The sequence below is a fragment of the Actinoplanes sp. M2I2 genome (assembly GCF_023544445.1).
Taxonomy (GTDB): Bacteria; Actinomycetota; Actinomycetes; order Mycobacteriales; family Micromonosporaceae; genus Actinoplanes.
Genome location: NZ_JALPVJ010000017.1, coordinates 44,874 through 63,263, shown reverse-complemented (window position 1 = coordinate 63,263; position 18,390 = coordinate 44,874). Strand labels below are relative to the sequence as shown.

At 72.3% G+C, this 18,390-nt stretch carries 19 protein-coding genes and 1 pseudogene; 9 read left to right on the top strand and 11 right to left on the bottom strand.

All coding sequences use genetic code 11. The features are described 5' to 3' along the window. Positions 1-2,466 (bottom strand): transglycosylase domain-containing protein, encoded by a 2,466-nt coding sequence (locus tag HJC40_RS31315; protein ID WP_250006632.1) that lies wholly within the window; start codon positions 2,464-2,466, stop codon positions 1-3. Positions 2,467-3,043: 577 nt separating this feature from the next. On the opposite strand from HJC40_RS31315, the gene HJC40_RS31310 reads away from it, so the two are divergent. Genes HJC40_RS31310 through HJC40_RS31300 form a run of 3 tightly spaced genes read left to right on the top strand, consistent with a single transcriptional unit; the run spans position 3,044 to position 4,471 of the window. Then, the gene (locus HJC40_RS31310; protein WP_250006630.1) at positions 3,044-3,490 is read left to right on the top strand and encodes a hypothetical protein; all 447 of its coding nucleotides are present in this window, start codon (positions 3,044-3,046) and stop codon (positions 3,488-3,490) included. 43 nt (positions 3,491-3,533) lie between these two features. Then, a complete protein-coding gene (locus HJC40_RS31305; RefSeq protein ID WP_250006628.1) occupies positions 3,534-3,791 on the top strand; it encodes a hypothetical protein in 258 nt (85 codons plus the stop codon). Then, positions 3,788-4,471 (top strand): GGDEF domain-containing protein, encoded by a 684-nt coding sequence (locus HJC40_RS31300; RefSeq protein ID WP_250006626.1) that lies wholly within the window; start codon positions 3,788-3,790, stop codon positions 4,469-4,471. Before HJC40_RS31305 ends, HJC40_RS31300 begins: the two co-directional genes overlap by 4 nt. Here HJC40_RS31300 and HJC40_RS31295 read toward each other — a convergent pair. Beyond that, positions 4,456-5,052: a MarR family winged helix-turn-helix transcriptional regulator gene (locus HJC40_RS31295; RefSeq protein ID WP_250006624.1), complete on the bottom strand. Its 597-nt coding sequence runs from the start codon at positions 5,050-5,052 to the stop codon at positions 4,456-4,458. The genes HJC40_RS31300 and HJC40_RS31295 overlap by 16 nt on opposite strands. Before the next feature lie 125 nt (positions 5,053-5,177). Between HJC40_RS31295 and HJC40_RS31290 the strand changes: the two genes are divergently transcribed. Then, the gene (locus HJC40_RS31290) at positions 5,178-5,708 is read left to right on the top strand and encodes a carboxymuconolactone decarboxylase family protein (protein ID WP_250006623.1); all 531 of its coding nucleotides are present in this window, start codon (positions 5,178-5,180) and stop codon (positions 5,706-5,708) included. Between the two features lie 16 nt (positions 5,709-5,724). On the opposite strand, the gene lexA is transcribed toward HJC40_RS31290, so the two are convergent. From lexA to HJC40_RS31260, 6 genes are all read right to left on the bottom strand, one after another. Then, the gene (lexA, locus tag HJC40_RS31285; protein ID WP_250006622.1) at positions 5,725-6,369 is read right to left on the bottom strand and encodes a transcriptional repressor LexA; all 645 of its coding nucleotides are present in this window, start codon (positions 6,367-6,369) and stop codon (positions 5,725-5,727) included. 86 nt (positions 6,370-6,455) lie between these two features. After that, positions 6,456-6,986: a PepSY domain-containing protein gene (locus HJC40_RS31280; protein ID WP_250006621.1), complete on the bottom strand. Its 531-nt coding sequence runs from the start codon at positions 6,984-6,986 to the stop codon at positions 6,456-6,458. A gap of 60 nt (positions 6,987-7,046) precedes the next feature. After that, positions 7,047-8,351, bottom strand: coding sequence for a HAMP domain-containing sensor histidine kinase (locus HJC40_RS46335; protein ID WP_250006620.1), 1,305 nt, complete (start codon positions 8,349-8,351; stop codon positions 7,047-7,049). Then, positions 8,344-9,021 (bottom strand): response regulator transcription factor, encoded by a 678-nt coding sequence (locus HJC40_RS31270; RefSeq protein ID WP_250006619.1) that lies wholly within the window; start codon positions 9,019-9,021, stop codon positions 8,344-8,346. Before HJC40_RS31270 ends, HJC40_RS46335 begins: the two co-directional genes overlap by 8 nt. Before the next feature lie 56 nt (positions 9,022-9,077). Next, positions 9,078-11,351: an EAL domain-containing protein gene (locus HJC40_RS31265; protein WP_250006618.1), complete on the bottom strand. Its 2,274-nt coding sequence runs from the start codon at positions 11,349-11,351 to the stop codon at positions 9,078-9,080. A gap of 66 nt (positions 11,352-11,417) precedes the next feature. Continuing rightward, the gene (locus HJC40_RS31260) at positions 11,418-11,990 is read right to left on the bottom strand and encodes a TetR family transcriptional regulator (RefSeq protein ID WP_250006617.1); all 573 of its coding nucleotides are present in this window, start codon (positions 11,988-11,990) and stop codon (positions 11,418-11,420) included. A 96-nt stretch (positions 11,991-12,086) separates the two neighbouring features. Between HJC40_RS31260 and HJC40_RS31255 the strand changes: the two genes are divergently transcribed. After that, a complete protein-coding gene (locus HJC40_RS31255; protein WP_250006615.1) occupies positions 12,087-12,917 on the top strand; it encodes an SDR family oxidoreductase in 831 nt (276 codons plus the stop codon). A gap of 95 nt (positions 12,918-13,012) precedes the next feature. On the opposite strand, the gene HJC40_RS31250 is transcribed toward HJC40_RS31255, so the two are convergent. Then, positions 13,013-13,186, bottom strand: a complete 174-nt coding sequence (locus HJC40_RS31250; protein ID WP_250006613.1) for a CsbD family protein — start codon at positions 13,184-13,186, stop codon at positions 13,013-13,015. A gap of 73 nt (positions 13,187-13,259) precedes the next feature. Here HJC40_RS31250 and HJC40_RS31245 point away from each other — a divergent pair, with 73 nt between their 5' ends. Together HJC40_RS31245 and HJC40_RS31240 are read left to right on the top strand one after the other, a co-directional pair. Further along, positions 13,260-14,309 carry an amidohydrolase family protein gene (locus HJC40_RS31245; RefSeq protein ID WP_250006611.1) on the top strand — a complete coding sequence of 350 codons (1,050 nt, stop codon included), beginning with the start codon at positions 13,260-13,262 and terminating at the stop codon, positions 14,307-14,309. A 149-nt stretch (positions 14,310-14,458) separates the two neighbouring features. Then, positions 14,459-15,796: a DUF1996 domain-containing protein gene (locus HJC40_RS31240; protein WP_250006609.1), complete on the top strand. Its 1,338-nt coding sequence runs from the start codon at positions 14,459-14,461 to the stop codon at positions 15,794-15,796. 58 nt (positions 15,797-15,854) lie between these two features. On the opposite strand, the gene HJC40_RS31235 is transcribed toward HJC40_RS31240, so the two are convergent. Next, positions 15,855-16,304, bottom strand: coding sequence for a MarR family winged helix-turn-helix transcriptional regulator (locus HJC40_RS31235; protein ID WP_250006607.1), 450 nt, complete (start codon positions 16,302-16,304; stop codon positions 15,855-15,857). 128 nt (positions 16,305-16,432) lie between these two features. On the opposite strand from HJC40_RS31235, the gene HJC40_RS31230 reads away from it, so the two are divergent. After that, positions 16,433-17,074: an MBL fold metallo-hydrolase gene (locus HJC40_RS31230; RefSeq protein ID WP_250006605.1), complete on the top strand. Its 642-nt coding sequence runs from the start codon at positions 16,433-16,435 to the stop codon at positions 17,072-17,074. Positions 17,075-17,077: 3 nt separating this feature from the next. On the opposite strand, the pseudogene HJC40_RS31225 reads toward HJC40_RS31230, so the two are convergent. Further along, positions 17,078-17,753: pseudogene (locus tag HJC40_RS31225) on the bottom strand (cytidylate kinase family protein). Between the two features lie 80 nt (positions 17,754-17,833). Between HJC40_RS31225 and HJC40_RS31220 the strand changes: the two are divergent. Then, a complete protein-coding gene (locus tag HJC40_RS31220; RefSeq protein ID WP_250006603.1) occupies positions 17,834-18,340 on the top strand; it encodes a MarR family transcriptional regulator in 507 nt (168 codons plus the stop codon). Positions 18,341-18,390: the final 50 nt, after the last annotated feature.

The window sequence follows — 18,390 nt, the reverse complement described above, 5'->3', positions numbered from 1 at the left end:
CTAGCGGTTGTTGCGGCCGTTGCCGCCGCCGTTGCCCCCGGCGTTCCCGCCGCCGGTGCCCGGGAGCGGGAGGCCGGTGCCGGGATCGTTGCCCGGACCGCCGGTGCCCGGACCGCCGTTGCCCGGGTCGCCCGTGCCCGGGTCGCCCGTGCCCGGATCGCCCGTGCCCGGGTCGTTGTCGTTGCCGGGCGGGCAGACCGTGCCGTTGAGGACGCAGCCGTTGTCGTCCGGCGTGGGCAGCGGATCGAGGCCGTTGCCCTTCTTCTCCGGGTCGCCGACCTGCACGTTCGGCGGGAACTTGTCCCTCTCCGGGTCCAGCGCCTTGTTGGCCAGGTCCATGAAGACCTTCCAGGTGTCGCCGGGGGTGGAGCCGCCGGTCATGCCCTTCTTTGTGCCGGGCTTGTAGATCGGCAGCAACTGCATCTTGTCCTTGACGACCTTCTCGCGGCCGATCCAGACCGATGCGGCCAGGTGCTTGGTGCCGCCCACCCACCAGGCGTCGCCGTTGTCGCCGCTCTTGCCGTCCTTGTACTCCCAGGTGCCGGACTTGCCGATCGCTTCGTAACCGGCGCGCAGGTTCTGACCGTTCTTGCCGGGGATCTTCTGCAGCACGTGGTCGATCGCCGCCACGACGTCGGGCTCGAAGGCCGGCGTGGCCCGGATGCGTTCGGTGTGGACCGGCTTGAACTTGCCGGTCTTCTCGTCGCGCTTCTGCACCGACTTGACGAAGTGCGCCTTGTTGTAGAGCCCGTCGTTGGCCAGCGTGGCCATGCCGTTGGCGTGGTCGAGCGCGGTGATCGCGTACTGGCCGTAGCCGATCTCGTTGCCGAACTGCCGCAGATCGTCTTCCTTGCTCTTGGCCAGGTCGACGCGGGCACCGATCTTGGTCGGGCTGGAGATGTACTGGATGCCGGCCTTGTGCGCGGCCTGGGCCACCTTGTCGGGGCCGAGCGCGGCGGCCAGGTGATAGAAGGGGAAGTTGTACGACTGGACGGTCGCCTCGTCCAGCGGGCAGCGGCGCTTGTCACAGCTGAGCTGCAGACGGCTGGAGTTGTTGATCGCGTCGCCGCCGACCTTCTTGGCCTCCGCGTCCCAGGTGGTGTCGAAGCCGTACCCGTTACTCAGCGCGGCCAGCAAGGTGTAGATCTTGAACGTGGAGCCGGGCGGACGGCCGCCGCCGATGAAGTCGCCGTCGCTGTTGTAGTTGGGGCCCGCGTAGTCCCAGCCCACGCCGTCCGGGCCGCCGTAGTAGCCCAGCACGTGCCCGTTCGCCGGGTCGATGGCGACCAGCGCCGTCTTGTAGGTGGCGTCGAGCTTGCGCAGCGGCGACTTGCTGCTGGTGCGCATGGCCGCGGTCTCGGCCGCCTTCTGCACGGCCGGGTTGATCGTCGTGGTGATCCGCAGACCACCCTTCTTCTGCTCCGCGTCGTCGATGCCGATCGCGCGCAGCTCCTGCTTCACGTACTTGACGATCTTGCCGGTGGCCCGGTCGTTGCCGCAGGAGGTCCGGCACGCGTCCGGGTCGAACTTCTGGACCTTCGGGTACGCGGTGGGCAGCTGCGTGACCCAGCCCTTTTCCAGCATGTTGTTGAGCGTGTACTTCCAGCGGATCTCGGCGTCGGCCCGGTTGTTGTCCGGGTCGTAGCCCCGGTGGGTCTTCGACGGCTCGGGCTGCTTGATCACCGACGCGATGACGGCGGCCTCGGACGCGGTGATCGCGCCCTTCTGGCCGGGCGGGGTCAGCGACGAGCGGCTGTTGCCGAAGTACGCCTTGACGGCCGCCTCGATGCCGTTGGCGCCGCGGCCGAAGTACACCGAGTTGAGGTAGCGGCCGAGGATCTCGTCCTTGGAGTAGTGGTCCTCCATCTTGCGGGCGATCACGGCCTCGCGCAGCTTGCGGTTGTAGCTGATCTCCTTCAGCTCGGCCGCGTGCCGCGCGTACTGCTGGGTGATCGTCGACGCACCCTGCTGGTCACCACCGGTGAAGTTGTTCCACGCGGCGCGGGCGATGCCCCTCATGTCGATGCCGCGGTGGTCGTGGAAGTTCTTGTCCTCGGCGGCCATGACGGCCTGGCCGATGAGCGGGTTGATGCGCTGGTACGGCACCAGCGAGCGGTTGGCGTTGCCGATGGTGGCGACGAGCGTCTTGTTGTCGCCGGCGAAGATCTGGCTGACCTGGTCCTCGCTCTTCGGCTCGGTGAACTGCACGTCGTCGAAGAAGTAGGCGCCGCCGACCACGCCGGCGCCGAGCAGGATCACCAGCACGGCGGCGGCCACGGTGAGCAGATTGGTGCGGCGGCGCTTCTTGGCCGCCTTGGCCTGATCCTTGCCACGCGGGGCCGGGCTCCCCGGGCTGCCGGGCGCACCGGGCGGCGGGGAGGGCCGCACCGCGGCCCGCGCGACCGCGCCGGCGGATCCGACCCGGGCCGCGCCCACCGGGGCGGCGCCGACCGACGCCGAGCCCACCGAGGCGCGCGCGCCGACCGAAGGAGAACCGACCGAAGCCGAACCAACCGAAGCAGAACCGACCGAAGCTGAGCCCACCGAAGCCCGACCGCCGGCCGAAGCCGAGCCCACCGAGGCCCGGCCGCCGGCCGAAGCGGAACCCACCGAGGCAGAACCCACCGACGCAGAGCCGACTGAGGCAGAGCCGACCGGGGCGGAACCGGCCGCGGCTCGCCCACCGGCCGCCGGGGCTGGAGGCACGGAGGCTGAGCCGGCGCCGGGCACACGGGCCCGGGCGCTCGCTGACTGCGGATCGCCGTAGGGGTTCATCTATCCTCGTCGTCGCCGGAGTGGATCTCCTATTTACACGACTCTGCCAGGACCGGACAACGCGTCCGGCAGTGCCGCGTGGTGGTGATGTCGAGTTCCGGGGACACATGATAGAGGTGTTCACCCCCGATCGGGGGGAACAGATTCTGCCCGACGGCCCTGACCTGCACCCTGGCCGCCCCCGATCGGCCCGAAGACTCAACGAGGCCGCTCTCCTGCCGAAGTGATCCGCGACACCGTACGCACACTTCCCCGGACGGAGAACCCGGTGACCGCCGAACCTCGCACGAGCCAGGGTTGGCTCAGCTCCGCCCCGCCGTCGCCGGCCGCCTCACCCCAGAGCTACCAGGCCCGGCAGCAGGCCGGCGGGCTCGCGGACCGCTATCAGGCGTCCGCCCGGCCCGTCCCCCGGCCGTTCGGCACGCCGCCCGCCTCGGCCTACCCGGCCCAGCGTCCCCGGCCGACGACGCCCACCCGCAATCTGCCGCCCTCGGCCCAGCGCCCGCCGGGCGTCGGAGCGATCATCGTCGTCACGCTCGTCTTCGGCCTGATCGGTCTGATCCCCACGATGCTCCGGGCCGGCAAGGCGGCCCGGATGGGCGCCACCACCACCCGGTACTGGGTCGCCTTCAGCGTCACCATGGCGATCGGCTACGGGCTCGGCATCGCGCTGGCCGTCTATTCGGTCATGGCCCACGACCTGATCCCGCTGTGAGCCGCGGGCTCGTTCGCTCCGCTGGTCGCCCGGGCCGCTGACGATGGGGTGGGCCTGGCGGGGCTACGTGGTCGCGATGATCGCCGCGACGGCGGCCGGCTTCGTCGTGCCCGCCGGCGGCGCCGCGACGCTCGGGCTCAATCTGTTCACCGGTCTGCTGCCGGTCGCGGCGATCCTGGCCGGCCTGCGACGGGTGCCGCCGGGCGAGCGGGCGCCCTGGCGGTTCTTCGCGGCCGGCCTGCTCTCCCTCGGCGCTGGCGTCCCTGGCGTCGGGCGAGGGCGCCGATCTGCTGCCCGGTGACTGAACGCCGGCTGGGCGAGCCACTGGTGGTACGGGCCGGTCATCAACGCCGTCTACCAGCTCTCCTGCTCGTGATGGCCCGCTTCACCCAGCTGCTCCGACAGGCCGAACGTCAGGCCCGCACCGTCGACGCGCTGTCCCGGACCGACGAGCTGACCGGTCTGCCCAACCGGCGGGCCTGGAACGACGAGCTGCCGCACGTGCTCGAGCGGGCCCGTTCCGGTGGCACGCCCGTCGTGGTCAGCATGATCGACCTCGACCGCTTCAAGAACTACAACGACACGTACGGGCACCCGGCGGGCGATCGGCTGCTGAGCGCGGCGGCCGAGGTCTGGACGGCCGAGCTGCGCAAGGGCGACGTGCTGGCCCGGTACGGCGGTGAGAAGTTCATCGTCCTGCTCCCCGGCTCGACCGCCGAGCAGGCCACCACCGTGCTGGAGCGGCTGCGCGCGGCGACCCCGGAGAACCAGACGTTCTCGGCCGGCCTGGCGTCCTGGGACGGCCTGGCGTCCTGGAACGGCCTGGAGACTTCGGAGAGCCTGATCGCCCGGGCCGACGCCGCCCTGTACGCCGCCAAGGCGTCCGGCCGCGACCGGATCAGCACGGCCGAGCTGCTCGAGCGCCATCCCGGTCACCATCGTGCCCAGCGCCCCGAGGAGGCCCGCTACACCGTCTCGTGATCGGGGCAGGTGACCCGCAGCTCGGCATCGCCGAAGGAGGCGTCGACGAACCGGCAGTGGTGCGGGCGGGTCGATCCGGGGTGCGCCTCGGGCACGAAGAAGCGGCAGGTCAGGCACATCCGGGAGACCGGGATGGCCCGCCGCTCCTGCAACTGGCGCATGAGGGTCGTGGCGCCGCGCAGCATGGCGGCGAAGTCGTCGGCCGACAGCGCGGCGACGGCCTCGCTCAACGCCGGCGACGTGACGGTCAGCCGGCCGGCCTCGGCCTCACCGGCCGGGCTCAGCCGCACCAGCAACACCCGCGCGTCGCCGGCATCGCGGGCCGACTCCACCAGCTCCTTGCGGCGCAGCACCTTGACGGCGTCGGAGACGGTGGGCGGCGTCGACGCGAGCGCGGCCACGATCTCGCCCTGGCGCAGCGGGCGCGCGCTGTCGGCCAGCAGCGCGACGATGTCGGCCTGCAGCGGCGAGAGGTTGTGCGGACCGGCGTTGCGCCACGCCTCCATGCGGACGGCCTGACCGAGACGGGCCAGGCCCAGCCACAGCTGAGTGGCCGGCGGCGGACCCGGTACGTGCTCCATTAGCACATCCTAGAGACCGATAGTTGGCAGACACAAATAACAGCCTGTGCGCCTGCCCACGTTGCTTCCCCGATCGGCGGCGACGATAGTTGGCAGTGCCAAAAGATACGAGGAAGGACGATCCCATGTCACGTCTCGCCACCGTCGATCCCGCCACCGCCGAGCCGCAGGCCCGGGCCCTGCTGGGCAAGGTCGAGCGCGCCCTCGGCGTCACCCCCAACATGATGCGGGCGATGGCCAGTTCGCCGGCCGTGCTCGACGCCTACCTGCAGTTCAGCGGCGCGCTGTCCAAGGGCCGGCTGCCGGGCCGGGTGCAGGAGCAGATCGCCCTGGTCGCCGCCGTCGAGAACGACTGCGACTACTGCCTGGCCGCGCACACTGTGCTCGGGGCGAAGGCCGGCGTCAGCGACGACGACCTCGTCGCCGGCCGCAAGGCGCAGGCGTCCGACCCCAAGGCCGAGGCCGCTCTCACGTTCGCCAAGGCGGTCATCGCCACCAAGGGCTTCGTCGCCGACGAGGACCTCGACGCCGTGCGACAAGCGGGTTACGGCGACGGCGAGATCGGCGAGATCGTCGCCGCGGTCGCCCTGAACACCTTCACCAACTATTTCAACTCGGTCGGGCGGACCACCCTGGACTTCCCGCCCGCGCGGTAACGCGAAAGGGCGGTGGTCAGGTGCGGCGCAGGACGGAGACGACCTTGCCCAGCACCACGGCCCGGTCGCCGTCGATCTCGTCGTAGGCGGGGTTGCGCGGCTGGAGGACAACGTGGCCGCCCCGGCGGCGGTAGACCTTCACGGTCGCCTCGTCGTCGATCATGGCGGCCACGATGTCGCCGTTGTAGGCCTCGGGCTGCTGCTTCACCACGACGATGTCACCGTCGCAGATCGCCGCGTCGATCATCGAGTCGCCGCGGACGCGCAGCCCGAACAGGCTGCCCCGCCCGACCAGGTCGCGGGGCAACGCGAGCGTCTCGTCGGAGTTCTGCTCGGCCAGGATGGGTGTGCCGGCGGCGATGTCGCCGAGGACCGGCACGCCCACGGTGGCCGGCTCGGCGCGCTGCCGCTGCTCCGGGAGCAGGAACATCCGTACGTCGACGGGCCTGGTCGCCCGGCCGCGGCGCAGGAAACCCAGCTCCTCGAGCGCGCGCAGGTGCCGGCCGACCGACGAGGTCGAGGCCAGCCCGAGCGCGTCCGCGAGCTCCCGCGTCGACGGCGAGTAGCCGTGGCGCTGTGCCCAGGTCTGGATGACGGTGAGGATCTGGCGCTGCCGCCCGGTCAGCCGCGACGTGTCGTAGTAGTCCTCATCGGTCAGCACTCCAGGATCCTGCCAGTTCTCGCGAGACCGGGCGGGAAGGCGCGCCGTCGGTTGCCCGCCCGGTCTCGCGAGGACGGTGGGCCGGATCAGTCGTCCGCGTTCTTGGTCAGCACCTTGAAGGCCGCGTCGAGCTCGACGTCCCACTCGGTGTTGTCGGCCGCCCGGACCTCGACGTCGTAGGCGACATCCTGGTCGTCGCTCGCCTCGACGTCCAGGACGGTGCCGCCGGCGATCGCGCCGAGGGCCGCCTTCTCGGCCGCGGCCCGGTCGGCGTCGCTCACCGGGCGGTCGCCGGTGCCCGCGGCTGCGTCGGGCGTCTCGGCCTGCTGAGCGAGCACCTTGAGGTCCTTGTCCAGGAGGACGTCGACCTCGCTGCCGTCCGGCTTGCGGACCTCGACCTCGTAGGCCTCGCCCCGGTCGTCGCCGGTCTCCACGTCGAGCACGGTGCCGCCCCCGACGGCCTGGACCGCGGCGGCGCCCACCCGGTCACGGTCGCCGCCCTGGACCTCGGGGTCGGCGTTCGCGGCGGTGGCCCAGACTCCCCCGCCGACGGCGAGGGCGGCCAGGGCCGCGGTGGTGACGATGACGCGCTTGCTGCGCAGCTGGGAGATGTTCATGGGAGCGAGCATGCCGGGAGGCCCCTGAATCTGACCTGAACGGAATCCTGAGCGGCGGGATCAGCGGGAGCGGGGCAGCCGTACGGTGAAACGGGCGCCACCCAGCGCCGAGGGTGAGACGGCGACGGTGCCGCCGTGGGCGCCGACGATCTCCTTGACGATGGCCAGGCCGAGCCCGCTGCCACCGGCGTCACGGGCGCGGGCCTCGTCCAGCCGCACGAACCGCTGGAAGACGCGCTCGCGCTGGTCGGCCGGGATGCCGGGACCGTCGTCGTCGACGGTGAGCTCGACCGTGTCACCGCTCTCCCGCACCCCGACGGCCAGGGCGGCGACCGCGTGCCGGGCCGCGTTGTCGGCGAGGTTGCGGATCACCTGGCCGAGCGCGGAGGCGTCGCCGCGAACGCGCCCGGCGCCGACGCCCGTGGTGTCGACGGCCAGACCGCCCCGGCCGACCCGCCGGGCCTCGGCCAGCACCAGGTCGTCCAGGTCGATGTCGTCGGCCCGCACGGCCCCGCCGTCGTCGGCCCGGGTGAGCACCAGCAGCTGATCGACGAGCCGCTGCAGGCGGGCCGACTCGGCCAGCACGGTCTCGGCGAGCTCCCCGTCGGGCAGGGCGGCCGGATGGGCCTGGGCGACCTCGGCCACCTGCCGGATGCTGGCGACCGGCGACCGCAGCTCGTGCGACGCGTCGGCCACGAACTCGCGCTGCCGGTCACGGGAGTCCTGCAGCCGGGCCAGCATCTGGTTCATGGTCCGGGCCAGCCGGCCGATCTCGTCGCCGGTGGCCGGCTCGGGCACCCGGCGGTCGAGCTGGTCCCCGGTGATCTCCTCCACCCCGCGCCGGATGCGTTCGACCGGGGCCAGCGCCCGCGAGACCACCACCCAGGTGGTGCCGCCGACCAGCAGGACGAGCAGCGGCAGGCCGATCGCGAGAGGGGTGGTCAGCGCGGCCGTGGATTCGTCGACGTCCTCCAGGGAGACGGCGACCGAGACGCGGTAGCCACCCTCGTCGTCGGTGACCACGAGATAGGGGTGGTCACCGCCGGGCAGACTCACCCGGCCGGACGATTCGGCCGGCAGCGGCACGGCCGACCGGGTCACGGCGCCGTCGGCCGCGGTCACCTGCCACAGCACGTCATCGAGGTCGCGGTCGAGGTCGTCGTCGTCCCCGGCCGGCTCGGGGGCGGGCAGGCCGGTCGACCGGGCCTGGCTCAGCAGGGCGGCGGCGCGCTGGTCGGCGGTCGCCTCCAGGCCCTCGCGCAGGGACCCGCGGACCAGGGCCACGAGGGCGACGGCCGCGGCGAGCAGGGCGACCGCGACGACCAGGACCGCCGCCGCCGCCGTCCGCAGCCGGACGTCAGCCACCGTCGGCGGCCAGCCGGTAGCCGGCGCCGCGCACCGTCTGGATCGCGTCCCGGCCGTACGGGCGGTCGACCTTGTTGCGGAGGTGGCGGATGTACACCTCGACGATGTTCGGGTCGCCGTCGAAGTCGTTGTCCCAGACCGCGTCCAGGATCTGCCGCTTGGAGAGCACGTCGCCGGGGTGCCGGGCCAGGAAGGCCAGCAGCGAGAACTCGCGGGTGGTCAGCCCGACCTCGGCGTCGCCCCGCCAGACCCGCCGCGCCGCCGGGTCCAGCCGCAGGTCGTCCACCACCAGCTCGGTCGGGCGTTCGCGGGCGCCGCGCCGGCTCACCGCCCGCAGCCGGGCCACCAGCACCGGGAACGAGCACGGCTTGGTCAGGTAGTCGTCGGCGCCGGTGTCGAGCCCCTCGACCTGATCCCACTCGCCGTCCTTGGCGGTCAGCATGAGGATCGGTGTCCAGTCCCGTTCGGCGCGCAGCGTCGCGCAGACCTGGTAGCCGTTGAGCCCGGGCAGCATCAGGTCGAGCACGATCGCGTCGTACCGGTTCTCGCGGGCCAGCCACAACCCGTCGACGCCGTTGTGGGCCACGTCGACGGCGAAGCCCTCGGCCTGGAGCCCGAGACGCAGGGACCGGGCGAGCCGCTGCTCGTCGTCGACGACCAGTACGCGCATGGCCCCATCCTCGCGCACCCGGCCTGAACGCCGGCTGAAGGCTCAGGGCTCAGGACTCAGGGCCCCTTGTGGACCAGCACGTCGCCGGCGGTGGCCCAGCGGGCGGCGACCTCGTGCGGGGGCAGCGGCCGGCCGAAGAGGTAGCCCTGGCCGTACTGGTAACCGAGAGCCCGGATCAGCTCGCGCTGCTCGTCGGTCTCGATGCCCTCGGCGACGGACGAGAAGTCGAGGGCGGTCGCCATCTGGCTCACGGCGGTCGCGACGGCCGCCTGCCGCCCCACCGTGGTGATCGACTCGACGAACGAGCGGTCCAGCTTGAGGGTGGTCACCGGGACGGTCAGCAGCAGACCCAGCGAGGACGCGGCGGTGCCGAAGTCGTCCAGCGCCAGCCGCAGGCCGAGACCGCGCAGCCCCAGCAGCGCGGCGGCCGAGTCCTCGTCGTCGAGCACGGCGGTCTCGGTCACCTCGATGCTGAGCGAGCCGGCGGGCAGGCCGGTGTCGCGCAGCACCGCGGCGACCTCGTCGACGAAGCCCGGGCTGCGCAACTGGCGACCGGCCACGTTCACCCCGATGGTCAGATCGCGGGCGCCCGGGAAGTCGGCCCGCCACCGGGCGGCCTGCCGGCTCGCCTCGCGCAGCGCCCACGCGCCGATCGCCACGATGTGCCCGGAGCGTTCGGCCAGCGGGATGAACTCGACCGGCGAGACGAGGCCGCGGGTAGGGTGGTTCCACCGGATCAGCGCCTCGACGCCGGTCATCCGCAGGTCATCGAGGGCCACGATGGGCTGGTAGACCAGCGTGAACTCGCCCGCCGCGACGGCGCCGCCGAGGTCCCGGACGATCTCGGCCTCGGCCGCCGTCCGGGCGCCCATCTCGTCGCTGAAGCACACCGAGGTGCCCTTGCCGCGCCGCTTGGCCTCGTACATCGCGATGTCGGCGTGGCTCAGCAGGGTGGCCGGCTCGTCGCCGGGCCGGGCCCAGGCCACGCCGATGCTGGCCCGGGTGGAACCCTCGAGCCGGTTCTGCAGGTCGTCGGCGATCCGGCGCGCGTCCTCGGGCCCGGTGTGCGGCAGCAGGATGGTGAACTCGTCGCCGCCGAGCCGGGCGACGAGATCGTCGGCCCGGACCGTCCCGCGCAACCGCCCGGCCACCTCGACCAGCAGCGCGTCGCCGGCGGCGTGCCCCATCGTGTCGTTGACCGTCTTGAAGTCGTCCAGGTCGATGAGCAGGACGGCCGGCTCCTCGCCGTCGTCCAGGCGCAGCTTGAGCTCGTCGCTGAAGCGCGAGCGGTTGGCCAGCCCGGTGAGCCCGTCGGTCGAGGCCTGTTCCCGCAGCAGCACCTCCTGGTCGGTGAGGTGCTCCAGCGCGACGTCGAGCCGCCGGATCAGCCGCACGTTGTCCTGGAAGGCGATCAGCTGCCGCGCGGCGACCAGCGCGGTGATGACGACGACGCCCGCGGTCGCTCCCCAGAACCGGGTCGACACGTCGTCCGGCAGGACCAGCAGGAACACGGCGAAGGTGACCGCGATCATTCCGTACGGCAGGAGGCTGTAGGGCTTGCGCAGGGCCGGGCCCACCGGGCCGTCGGCCCGGACCACGAACTCCTGGATGCGCGGCCCGACCGCGATGAGCAGCGACGGCAGCAACAGGACCATGAAGACGTAGGACCGGTCCTGGTGCTGGAACGGGCCGGGCAGGAACGCGGCCAGCCCCTGGACGACCGGCGCGGCGACCATCGGCCAGGCGGCGATCCGGGCCATCGGCGGCCGGGGCACGAGCGCCGCCTTGGTGGCCGCGAACGCCCCGACCACGACCAGGGCGGCGGTGATGCTGGCGGTGACCCGGTCGACCGGCGCGGTGACCGGGTAGACCGCGAAGCACCAGGCCATCACGCCGCCGCCGACCAGAACGGTCGTCGCGTCGAGCCAGAAGACCAGTCTCTCGCGGGCCGAGCGCAGCCCGTGCGGGAACAACAGGCAGGCCAGGACGTTGCTGGACATCCCGACGATGAAGAACGAGGACTGCACGGCGCCGCCGGCGGTCGAGGCCGTGGCCGGCGAGAGCAGGTTGTGCACCGCCTGGAAACCGTCGCCCAGGGTGAACGAGGAGCCGGCGAAGGCGATCGCCGTCCAGAAACGGCGGTAGTGCGGCACCAGCGACCGCAGCTTCCACGCCCCGTAGGCCAGGGCCGCGTCCATCGGCACCTGCGCGCACCAGAAGACCTGCGCCTGCCGGACCCGGTCACCCTCGGACAGCGCGAAGAGCGCGAACGCGGTGAGCGTCACCGCGATCAACGCCATCAGGATCGGATCCCGCCGCAGGGCCTTCACCGGACCTCCCTCAGTAGCTCTCGACTGCGAAGGTCGGCCGGGAACCACCGGGGATGAGGAGAATCGTCAGATCGAAGGGCCGGTCCGCGGCCGGGTGAACCCGGCCACCGCCGCCTCGACGGCGGCCCGGCGGTCCGGCTCGGCCGCGGGCCGGAGCGACTTCAGCGACCAGGAGGCGGTGTCCCAGCTGGTCACGATCGCGAGCACCATGGCCATCAGCTGCACCGCGGGGATGTCCGCGGTGACGCGACCGGCAGCCTGGGCCTCTTCCAGGGCGTCGATCTTGGCGCGATAGGCCTCGACCTCCACGTCGATGGGCTGGGGCCGTTCCAGCGCCGCCCACAGCGCAAGGCGGCGCACGTGCGGACGCTCCTCGAGCCGGCTGAAAAGCTCGCCGGCGTACCGGGGCAGCCGGGCGGCGTCGAACGGCACCGCCTCGGCGAGCTCGAGGAGGCTCTGCCCGACGACCATGTCGAAGAGCTCTTCCTTGGTGCCGAAGTGCATGTAGATGGAGCGCTTGTTGGCCGACGCGGCCTCGGCTATGCGGTCCACCCGGGCGCCGGCCAGCCCCGATCGCGCGAATTCGTCGACCGCCGCCCGCAGGAGCCGTCGTTTGGTGTCGGTCGCATCCGGTGGCATGTGACCCATCGTACGTAACCATCCAGTTGCTTACCTCGCCGCCCCGTGCCAAGGTTTGAATGTATCCAGTTAGTTACGTACGTGAGGAGCACGGATATGCGCACCTGGTTCATCACCGGCACGACTTCCGGATTCGGCCGCCGACTGACCGAGCAGCTGCTCGACCGGGGTGACCGCGTCGCCGCCACCGCCCGCCGGCCCGAGGCTCTCGACGACCTCGCCGTCCGCCACGGTGACCGGCTCTGGCGCGCCCGGCTCGACGTCACCGACACCGCCGAGCTGCGGACGGTCGTGGACCGCGCCTTCGCCGACCTGGACCGGATCGACGTCGTCGTCTCCAACGCCGGCTACGGCCTCTTCGGGGCGCCCGAGGAGCTCAGCGACGAGCAGATCGACCAGCAGATCGCGACCAACCTCACGGCGTCGATCCAGCTGGCCCGGGCCACCACGCCGCATCTGCGGCGGCAGGGCGGCGGGCGGTATTTCCAGATCGCCAGCGCCGGCGGCCAGTTCGCCTTCCCGGCCATGAGCCTCTACCACGCCACCAAGTGGGGTGTCGAAGGCTTCTGGGAGTCGTCGGCGGCCGAGCTGGCGCCGTTCGGCATCGGCGTGACGATCGTCGAACCGGGTGTCTCGCGCACCAACTTCGGCGGCGGCAGCGCGGTCCTCGGCAACGCGATGCCCGAGTACGCCGACGGCCCGTCCGGACAGTTGCGGCGCATGCTCACCGGGGAAATCCCGCCGCTGCCCGCTCCGGGCGACCCGGCGAAAATCGCGGCGGCCATCATCGCCAGCGCCGACCGGCCCGAGGCGCCCCTGCGCCTGACGCTCGGCTCGGACGCGTACGAGCTGGTGACCGCGGCCCTGCGCGACCGCCTGGCCGCGCTCGAAGCCGGGCGCGACCTGGCCTACTCGACCGACGCCTGAGGCCGGCCCGCCCTACGTCCTTCGCCGCGGAGACAGCCCGACGGCGGCCTCCGCGGCGGCACTGATCAAGCCGTACCGAACAAGAGCGGTACAGATCAGGACTTGAAGGCGTCCTTGACGTTCTCGACGCCCTGCTTGAGCTTGGACTTCGACTGGTCGGTCTTGCCCTCGGCCTCGAGGCTCTCGTCGTCGGTCGCCTTGCCGACGCCCTCCTTGACCTTGCCGCCGAGCTCTTCGGACTTGTTGTCCACCTTGTCATCGAACGCCATGATGTCCTCCTCGTCGGATGTCTACGACCGAGTCCCTACCCTGAGCGGGGCTCGCCAACCCGAGGTGGCCACATTGCCCGTATCGAGAATCCGCGGCTACGCCCTGCCCGACGGCGAGTTCGTCGATCTGTACGCCGACGGCGACCGCTGGACCACCGACCCGGTGCCCGGCGCCGAGCTGGTCGCCGAGGGCTGGTTGCTCCCCGGTCTCGTCGACGCGCACACCCACCCGGGGGCCGAAGAGCTCGGCGCCCCGCTGGACGACGAGATCCTCCGGGACGATCTGCGGGCGCACGTGGCGGCCGGGGTGACGCTGATCCGGGCGCCCGGACTGGCCGGCGAGCCGCCCGAGTGGTTCGGCCGGGACGACGCGACCCCGCGGGCCCAGCACGCCGGCGAGTGGATCGCCCAGCCCGGCCAGTTCTTCGAGGGCTGGGGGCGGCGTCCCGACCGGGCCGAGCTGCCCGCGATCGCCGCCGCCCAGGCCGCGCGGACGGGCTGGGCGAAGATCGTGATCGACTGGCGGTTCGGCGACGACGTGGTGCCGGTGGCGATTCTCCGGGAGGCCGTGGCCCGCGTCCACGAGGTGGGTGGACGGCTCGCGGTGCACTCCCAGCACGCCGAGGGCGGCGCGGTCGCGGTCGAGGCCGGTGTCGACTCGATCGAGCACGGCATGTGCCTGGACCCGGCCCTGCTGGCCCGGATGGCCGAGCAGGGGACGGCCCTGACGCCGACCCTGTCGGGGATCACCTCGTCGCTGGCCCGGCACCGGGCCGGACCGGACAGCCCGGCCAAGGACTGGTACGTGTCCGGGGCCGAAGCCCACGGCCGGCTGACCGCCGCCGCCGTCGAAGCGGGCGTGACCGTGCTGGCCGGCACGGACTCGCGGCCGCACGGGCGGATCGGCGACGAGATCCGGGCGCTCGTGACGGCCGGGGTGCCGGCCCACGAGGCGCTGGCCGCCGCGTCCTGGACCGCTCGGTCGTACCTCGGTCTTCCGGGCCTGGCCGACGGCGCCCCGGCCGACGCCGTGGTCTTCGACGCCGATCCGCGAGCCGACCTCTCCCAGCTGGACCGCCCGCGGGCGGTTGTCCTGCGCGGCCGGCGGGTGCCGGTCGGCTGACCTCCGCCGGGCTTGATGAGGAAGCGCTTCCCGGCAATCGTGGCTCGTTTCCGCACATGGCGGGGATCGTTGACCATCGATATTGAGAGAGCGCTTCCCCGCGTCGATACTCCGGGGCATCCCCATCCCTCCCCCGAAGGGAATGCCCCATGCGCGCATTATTGGCGGCGACCCTCATCGCCGCCGCGACGGTCCTCGTCGCCTCCTCCCCCGCGAGCGCCGCCACCGTCACGGTCCAGGCCGAGGCGTACGCGGCTCAATCCGGCACCCAGGTCGAGACCACCGCCGACACCGGCGGCGGGCAGAACGTCGCCTACCTCGGCGAGGGCGACTGGCTGCGCTACGACGGCGTGAGCCTCGGCGCCGCCGGCGCGCTCACCGTGTCGGCGCGGGTCGCGTCGGCGGTCGGCGGCGGCCGGGTCGAGCTGCGCACCGGCTCGGCGACCGGGCCGCTGCTCACCCAGTTCGCCATCACCTCGACCGGCGGCTGGCAGGCCTGGACGACGCTGACCGCCACCGCGGCCACCCACCCGACCGGCTCGCAGACCGTGTTCGCGGTGCTGCGCGGCACCGGCGGCGACTTCGTGAACCTCAACTGGTTCTCGTTCGGCGACGGCGCCCCGCCCGCCGGCGGCGACGGCTGGGTGCCGGTCGACGCCGCGGCCTGGAACGCCCAGCTGGCCGAGTTCCGGGCGCTGACCCCGCGGCCGGTGCCGCCCACCTCGGTACGGGTGGCGGAGTTCAACGCGACCTGCGCCTACAGCCACTCGCGCCCGGACGACCCGATCATCTTTCCGGGGATGCCCGGCGCCTCGCACATGCACACGTTCCTCGGCAACACGAGCACCGACGCGTACGCGACCACCCGTACCCTGCTCGCGAACGCCGGCACGACCTGCCGCCCCGCGCCGGACCTGTCCGCGTACTGGATCCCGACCCTCTATCAGAACGACCGGGCCATCGAGCCCAAGGACGTGGTGGTCTACTACGGATCGCGGCTGACCGACCCCTCGGCGACCGTGCCCTTCCCCCAGGGCTTCCGCATGATCGCCGGGGACGCCCGCCTGCAGACCCCCACGCCGGCGGGCTCGGTCAACGCCTTCTACTGCGCCGGCCCCGGGGGCGAGATCGGCCGCAGCGCCGACGGCAACTGGCCGGTCTGCGCGCCCACCGCGGTGCTGATGTTCCACCTGGTGTTCCAGGACTGCTGGGACGGCCGCAACCTGGACAGCCCGACCCACAAGGCGCACGTCGCGTACAGCTACGACGGCACCTGCCGTGGCGACTACCCGGTCGCGATCCCGAATCTGTCGTTCCTCATCTCCTACCCGACCAGCGGCAGCCCGGCCGGCTTCCGCCTGGCCTCGGGGATGGCGTCGTCGATGCACGGCGACGCGTTCATGGCGTGGGACAACCGCGCGCAGAGTGAGCGGGTGAAGAACTGCCTCGTCCAGGAGGCGAAGTGCAACACCAACGGCGACTTCTAGTCCGTACGCCGTAGTCGATCGCCGCCGGCGCGCCTGAGGGCACGTCGGCGGTGGCTCGTCATCGGGGTTGTCGCTCGGCGGCGCTCGACAGGCGGTCGAGCAGTCCCGGCACGGCTCGCAGGACGTCCCGCTCCTCGGGGCTCAGGTGGGTGGCGATGGCGTCGGCCATCCAGCGGCGCCGGGCCTCCCGGTCGGCCTCCAGCGCGGTGGCGCCGGCGTCGGTGAGCCCGATGAGGAAGGCTCGCGCGTCGGCCGGGGCGGCGCGCCGGCCGACCATCCCCGCCGCCTCGAGCTCGGCGACGGTGCGGCTCATGCTCTGGTGCCGCACTCCGCGGCCGGCCGCCAGCTGGGCGATCGTCCGGGGGCCGTCGCGGTGGAGCGCGCCGAGCACTTCGGCCCGCGTCGGCGACAGCGCGTCGGCCTGAGCGCGGGTGGTGCGCACGAAGCGGCCGATCGACCGCCTGAGCCGCTCGGCGAGCTCCTGGTACGGAACTGTGTCCGACGTCATCCGCGAAATGTACACCTCAGCTGTACATTCGGATATACAGCCTGGCTGTACAACTTACGTCTTCCCGCCTGAGGCTGGAGACGGTTCTACAGCAAAACTGTGCACATCGGCCCGATCGAGGAGCGTTCATGCGGCTCACCAAACATGCCCACGCCTGCGTCACCGTGACCGAGGGAGATCGGACGCTGCTCCTCGATCCCGGCACGTTCACGCCGAACGCCGCCCGTCTCCTCGCCGAGGCGAGCGCGGTCCTGGTGACGCACGAGCACTTCGATCACTTCGACGAGGCCGCTCTGGCCGACCAGCTCGCCCGGCGACCCGACCTGACGGTGTACGGACCGTCCGGCGTGCGCGACAAGCTCGGCGATCAGGGCGGCCGGGTCGTGGTCGTGCGCGCCGGTGACCGCCTCGAGGTCGCCGGTTTCGACGTCGCGGTCCACGGCGAGCGCCACGCCCTCATCCACCCCGACATCCCGCTGGTCGACAACGTCGGCTACCTGATCGAGGGCCGCCTCTTCCACCCCGGCGACTCCTACGCCGTCCCGGACGCGAGCATCGAGACGCTGCTGCTGCCGACCAGCGGGCCGTGGACCAAGTTCGGCGAGGCGGCCGACTTCGTCCGGGCCGTCCGCCCGGCCCGGGTGATCCAGGTGCACGAGCTCATGCTGAGCGAGCTCGGCCAGAACTCGGCCCGCATGCTGCTCGGCGAGAAGGGCCTGACCGGCCTCCCGCTCGAGATCCTGCCGGCCGGCGAGTCCACCGCCGTGTGACCGTCAGGGTGCCCGGGTCTCCCAGGCGGGCCGGCCGGGTTCCTCGTTGTGCACGACGAAATCGGCCCGATCGGCCGGGCCGACCCGGGCGAAGTAAAGCTGCTGAGCGGGGAGGTAGCGCTCGCGCCAGCGCCGTTCGACCTGGGCCCGTGAGGCCACCGGGCGCTCCCGGATCGCGGCGCGATCCACGATCCCGCTCGAGCGGGATCGACACGAAGACGCGCAGCTCCCACCGATCGAGCAGTTCGGGGCGCATCAGGAAGACGCCGTCGAAGAGCAGCACGGCGCCGGCGGGGGCGGTCCCGAACGGCCGGGACAGCACAGCATCGGCTGAGCGGTCGTAGACAGAGTCCCGGAAGCGACGGTCCCCACCCGGCCCGAGCGGGTCGAGCAGCACCCGGTTCAGTGAGTCGTAGTCGTGGGTGTCGAAGTAACAGCCCTCGGCCGAGTACTCGCCGCGCGAATAGCGCCGCGCCCGGGGGAAGAGGAAATCGTCGATCGTCGCACGGATGACGGGGCGGCCCCGGGCCCGCAGCACGACGGCCAGCTCGTCGGCGAGCGTGGTCTTGCCGGCGGCGGGCGGCCCGTCGACAGCCACCCGCACGGGGTGGGCCGCCGTCCTGGACCCGATCACCTCGGCCAGGCGGCCGAGCATCTCGTCGCGGGAGCCGCGGTCCATGTCCTGCCCCGTCCCTCAGGCGCGTCGGCCCCGTCTCGCCGAGACCGCACTTCGAATTCAAAGTACGTAAAGTCGACCGGGTGAGCGACCCGACCCCTGGCCTGAACACCGAGCAGCTCGGTGCGTACTTCGCCCTGATGGAGGTCAGCAGCCTCCTTCAGTACGCGGTGGACGAGCACCTGCGGGCCGACGGTGACCTCAGCTACGTGCAATTTCAGATCCTGGCCCGGCTGGTGGACGCGCCGGAGGGACGGCTGCGGATGACCGACCTGGCCGACGGTGTGGTCTACAGCCGCAGTGGGCTCACCTACCAGGCCGGACTGCTGGACAAGCGTGGCCTGATCACCCGCTCGCCGTCGCCCGACGACGAGCGCAGTGTCATGGTGACCGTCACCGACGCCGGCCGGGAGCTGGTCGCCCGGGTGCTTCCCGGGCATGTCGACAGCGTCCGGCGGCTGCTCTTCGAACCGATGACGGCCGGCGACCTCGCCGCTCTCGGCGCCATCCTGGGCCGGGTCCGCGACCATATGCGCGCCACCCCGCCGCGGTCGGCCCGCCCGCGCGCCGGGCGAGGCCGTACAGGCTGAGCCACGGACGCTGAGCCACCAACGCTGAGCCACCGACGCTGAGCCACCGA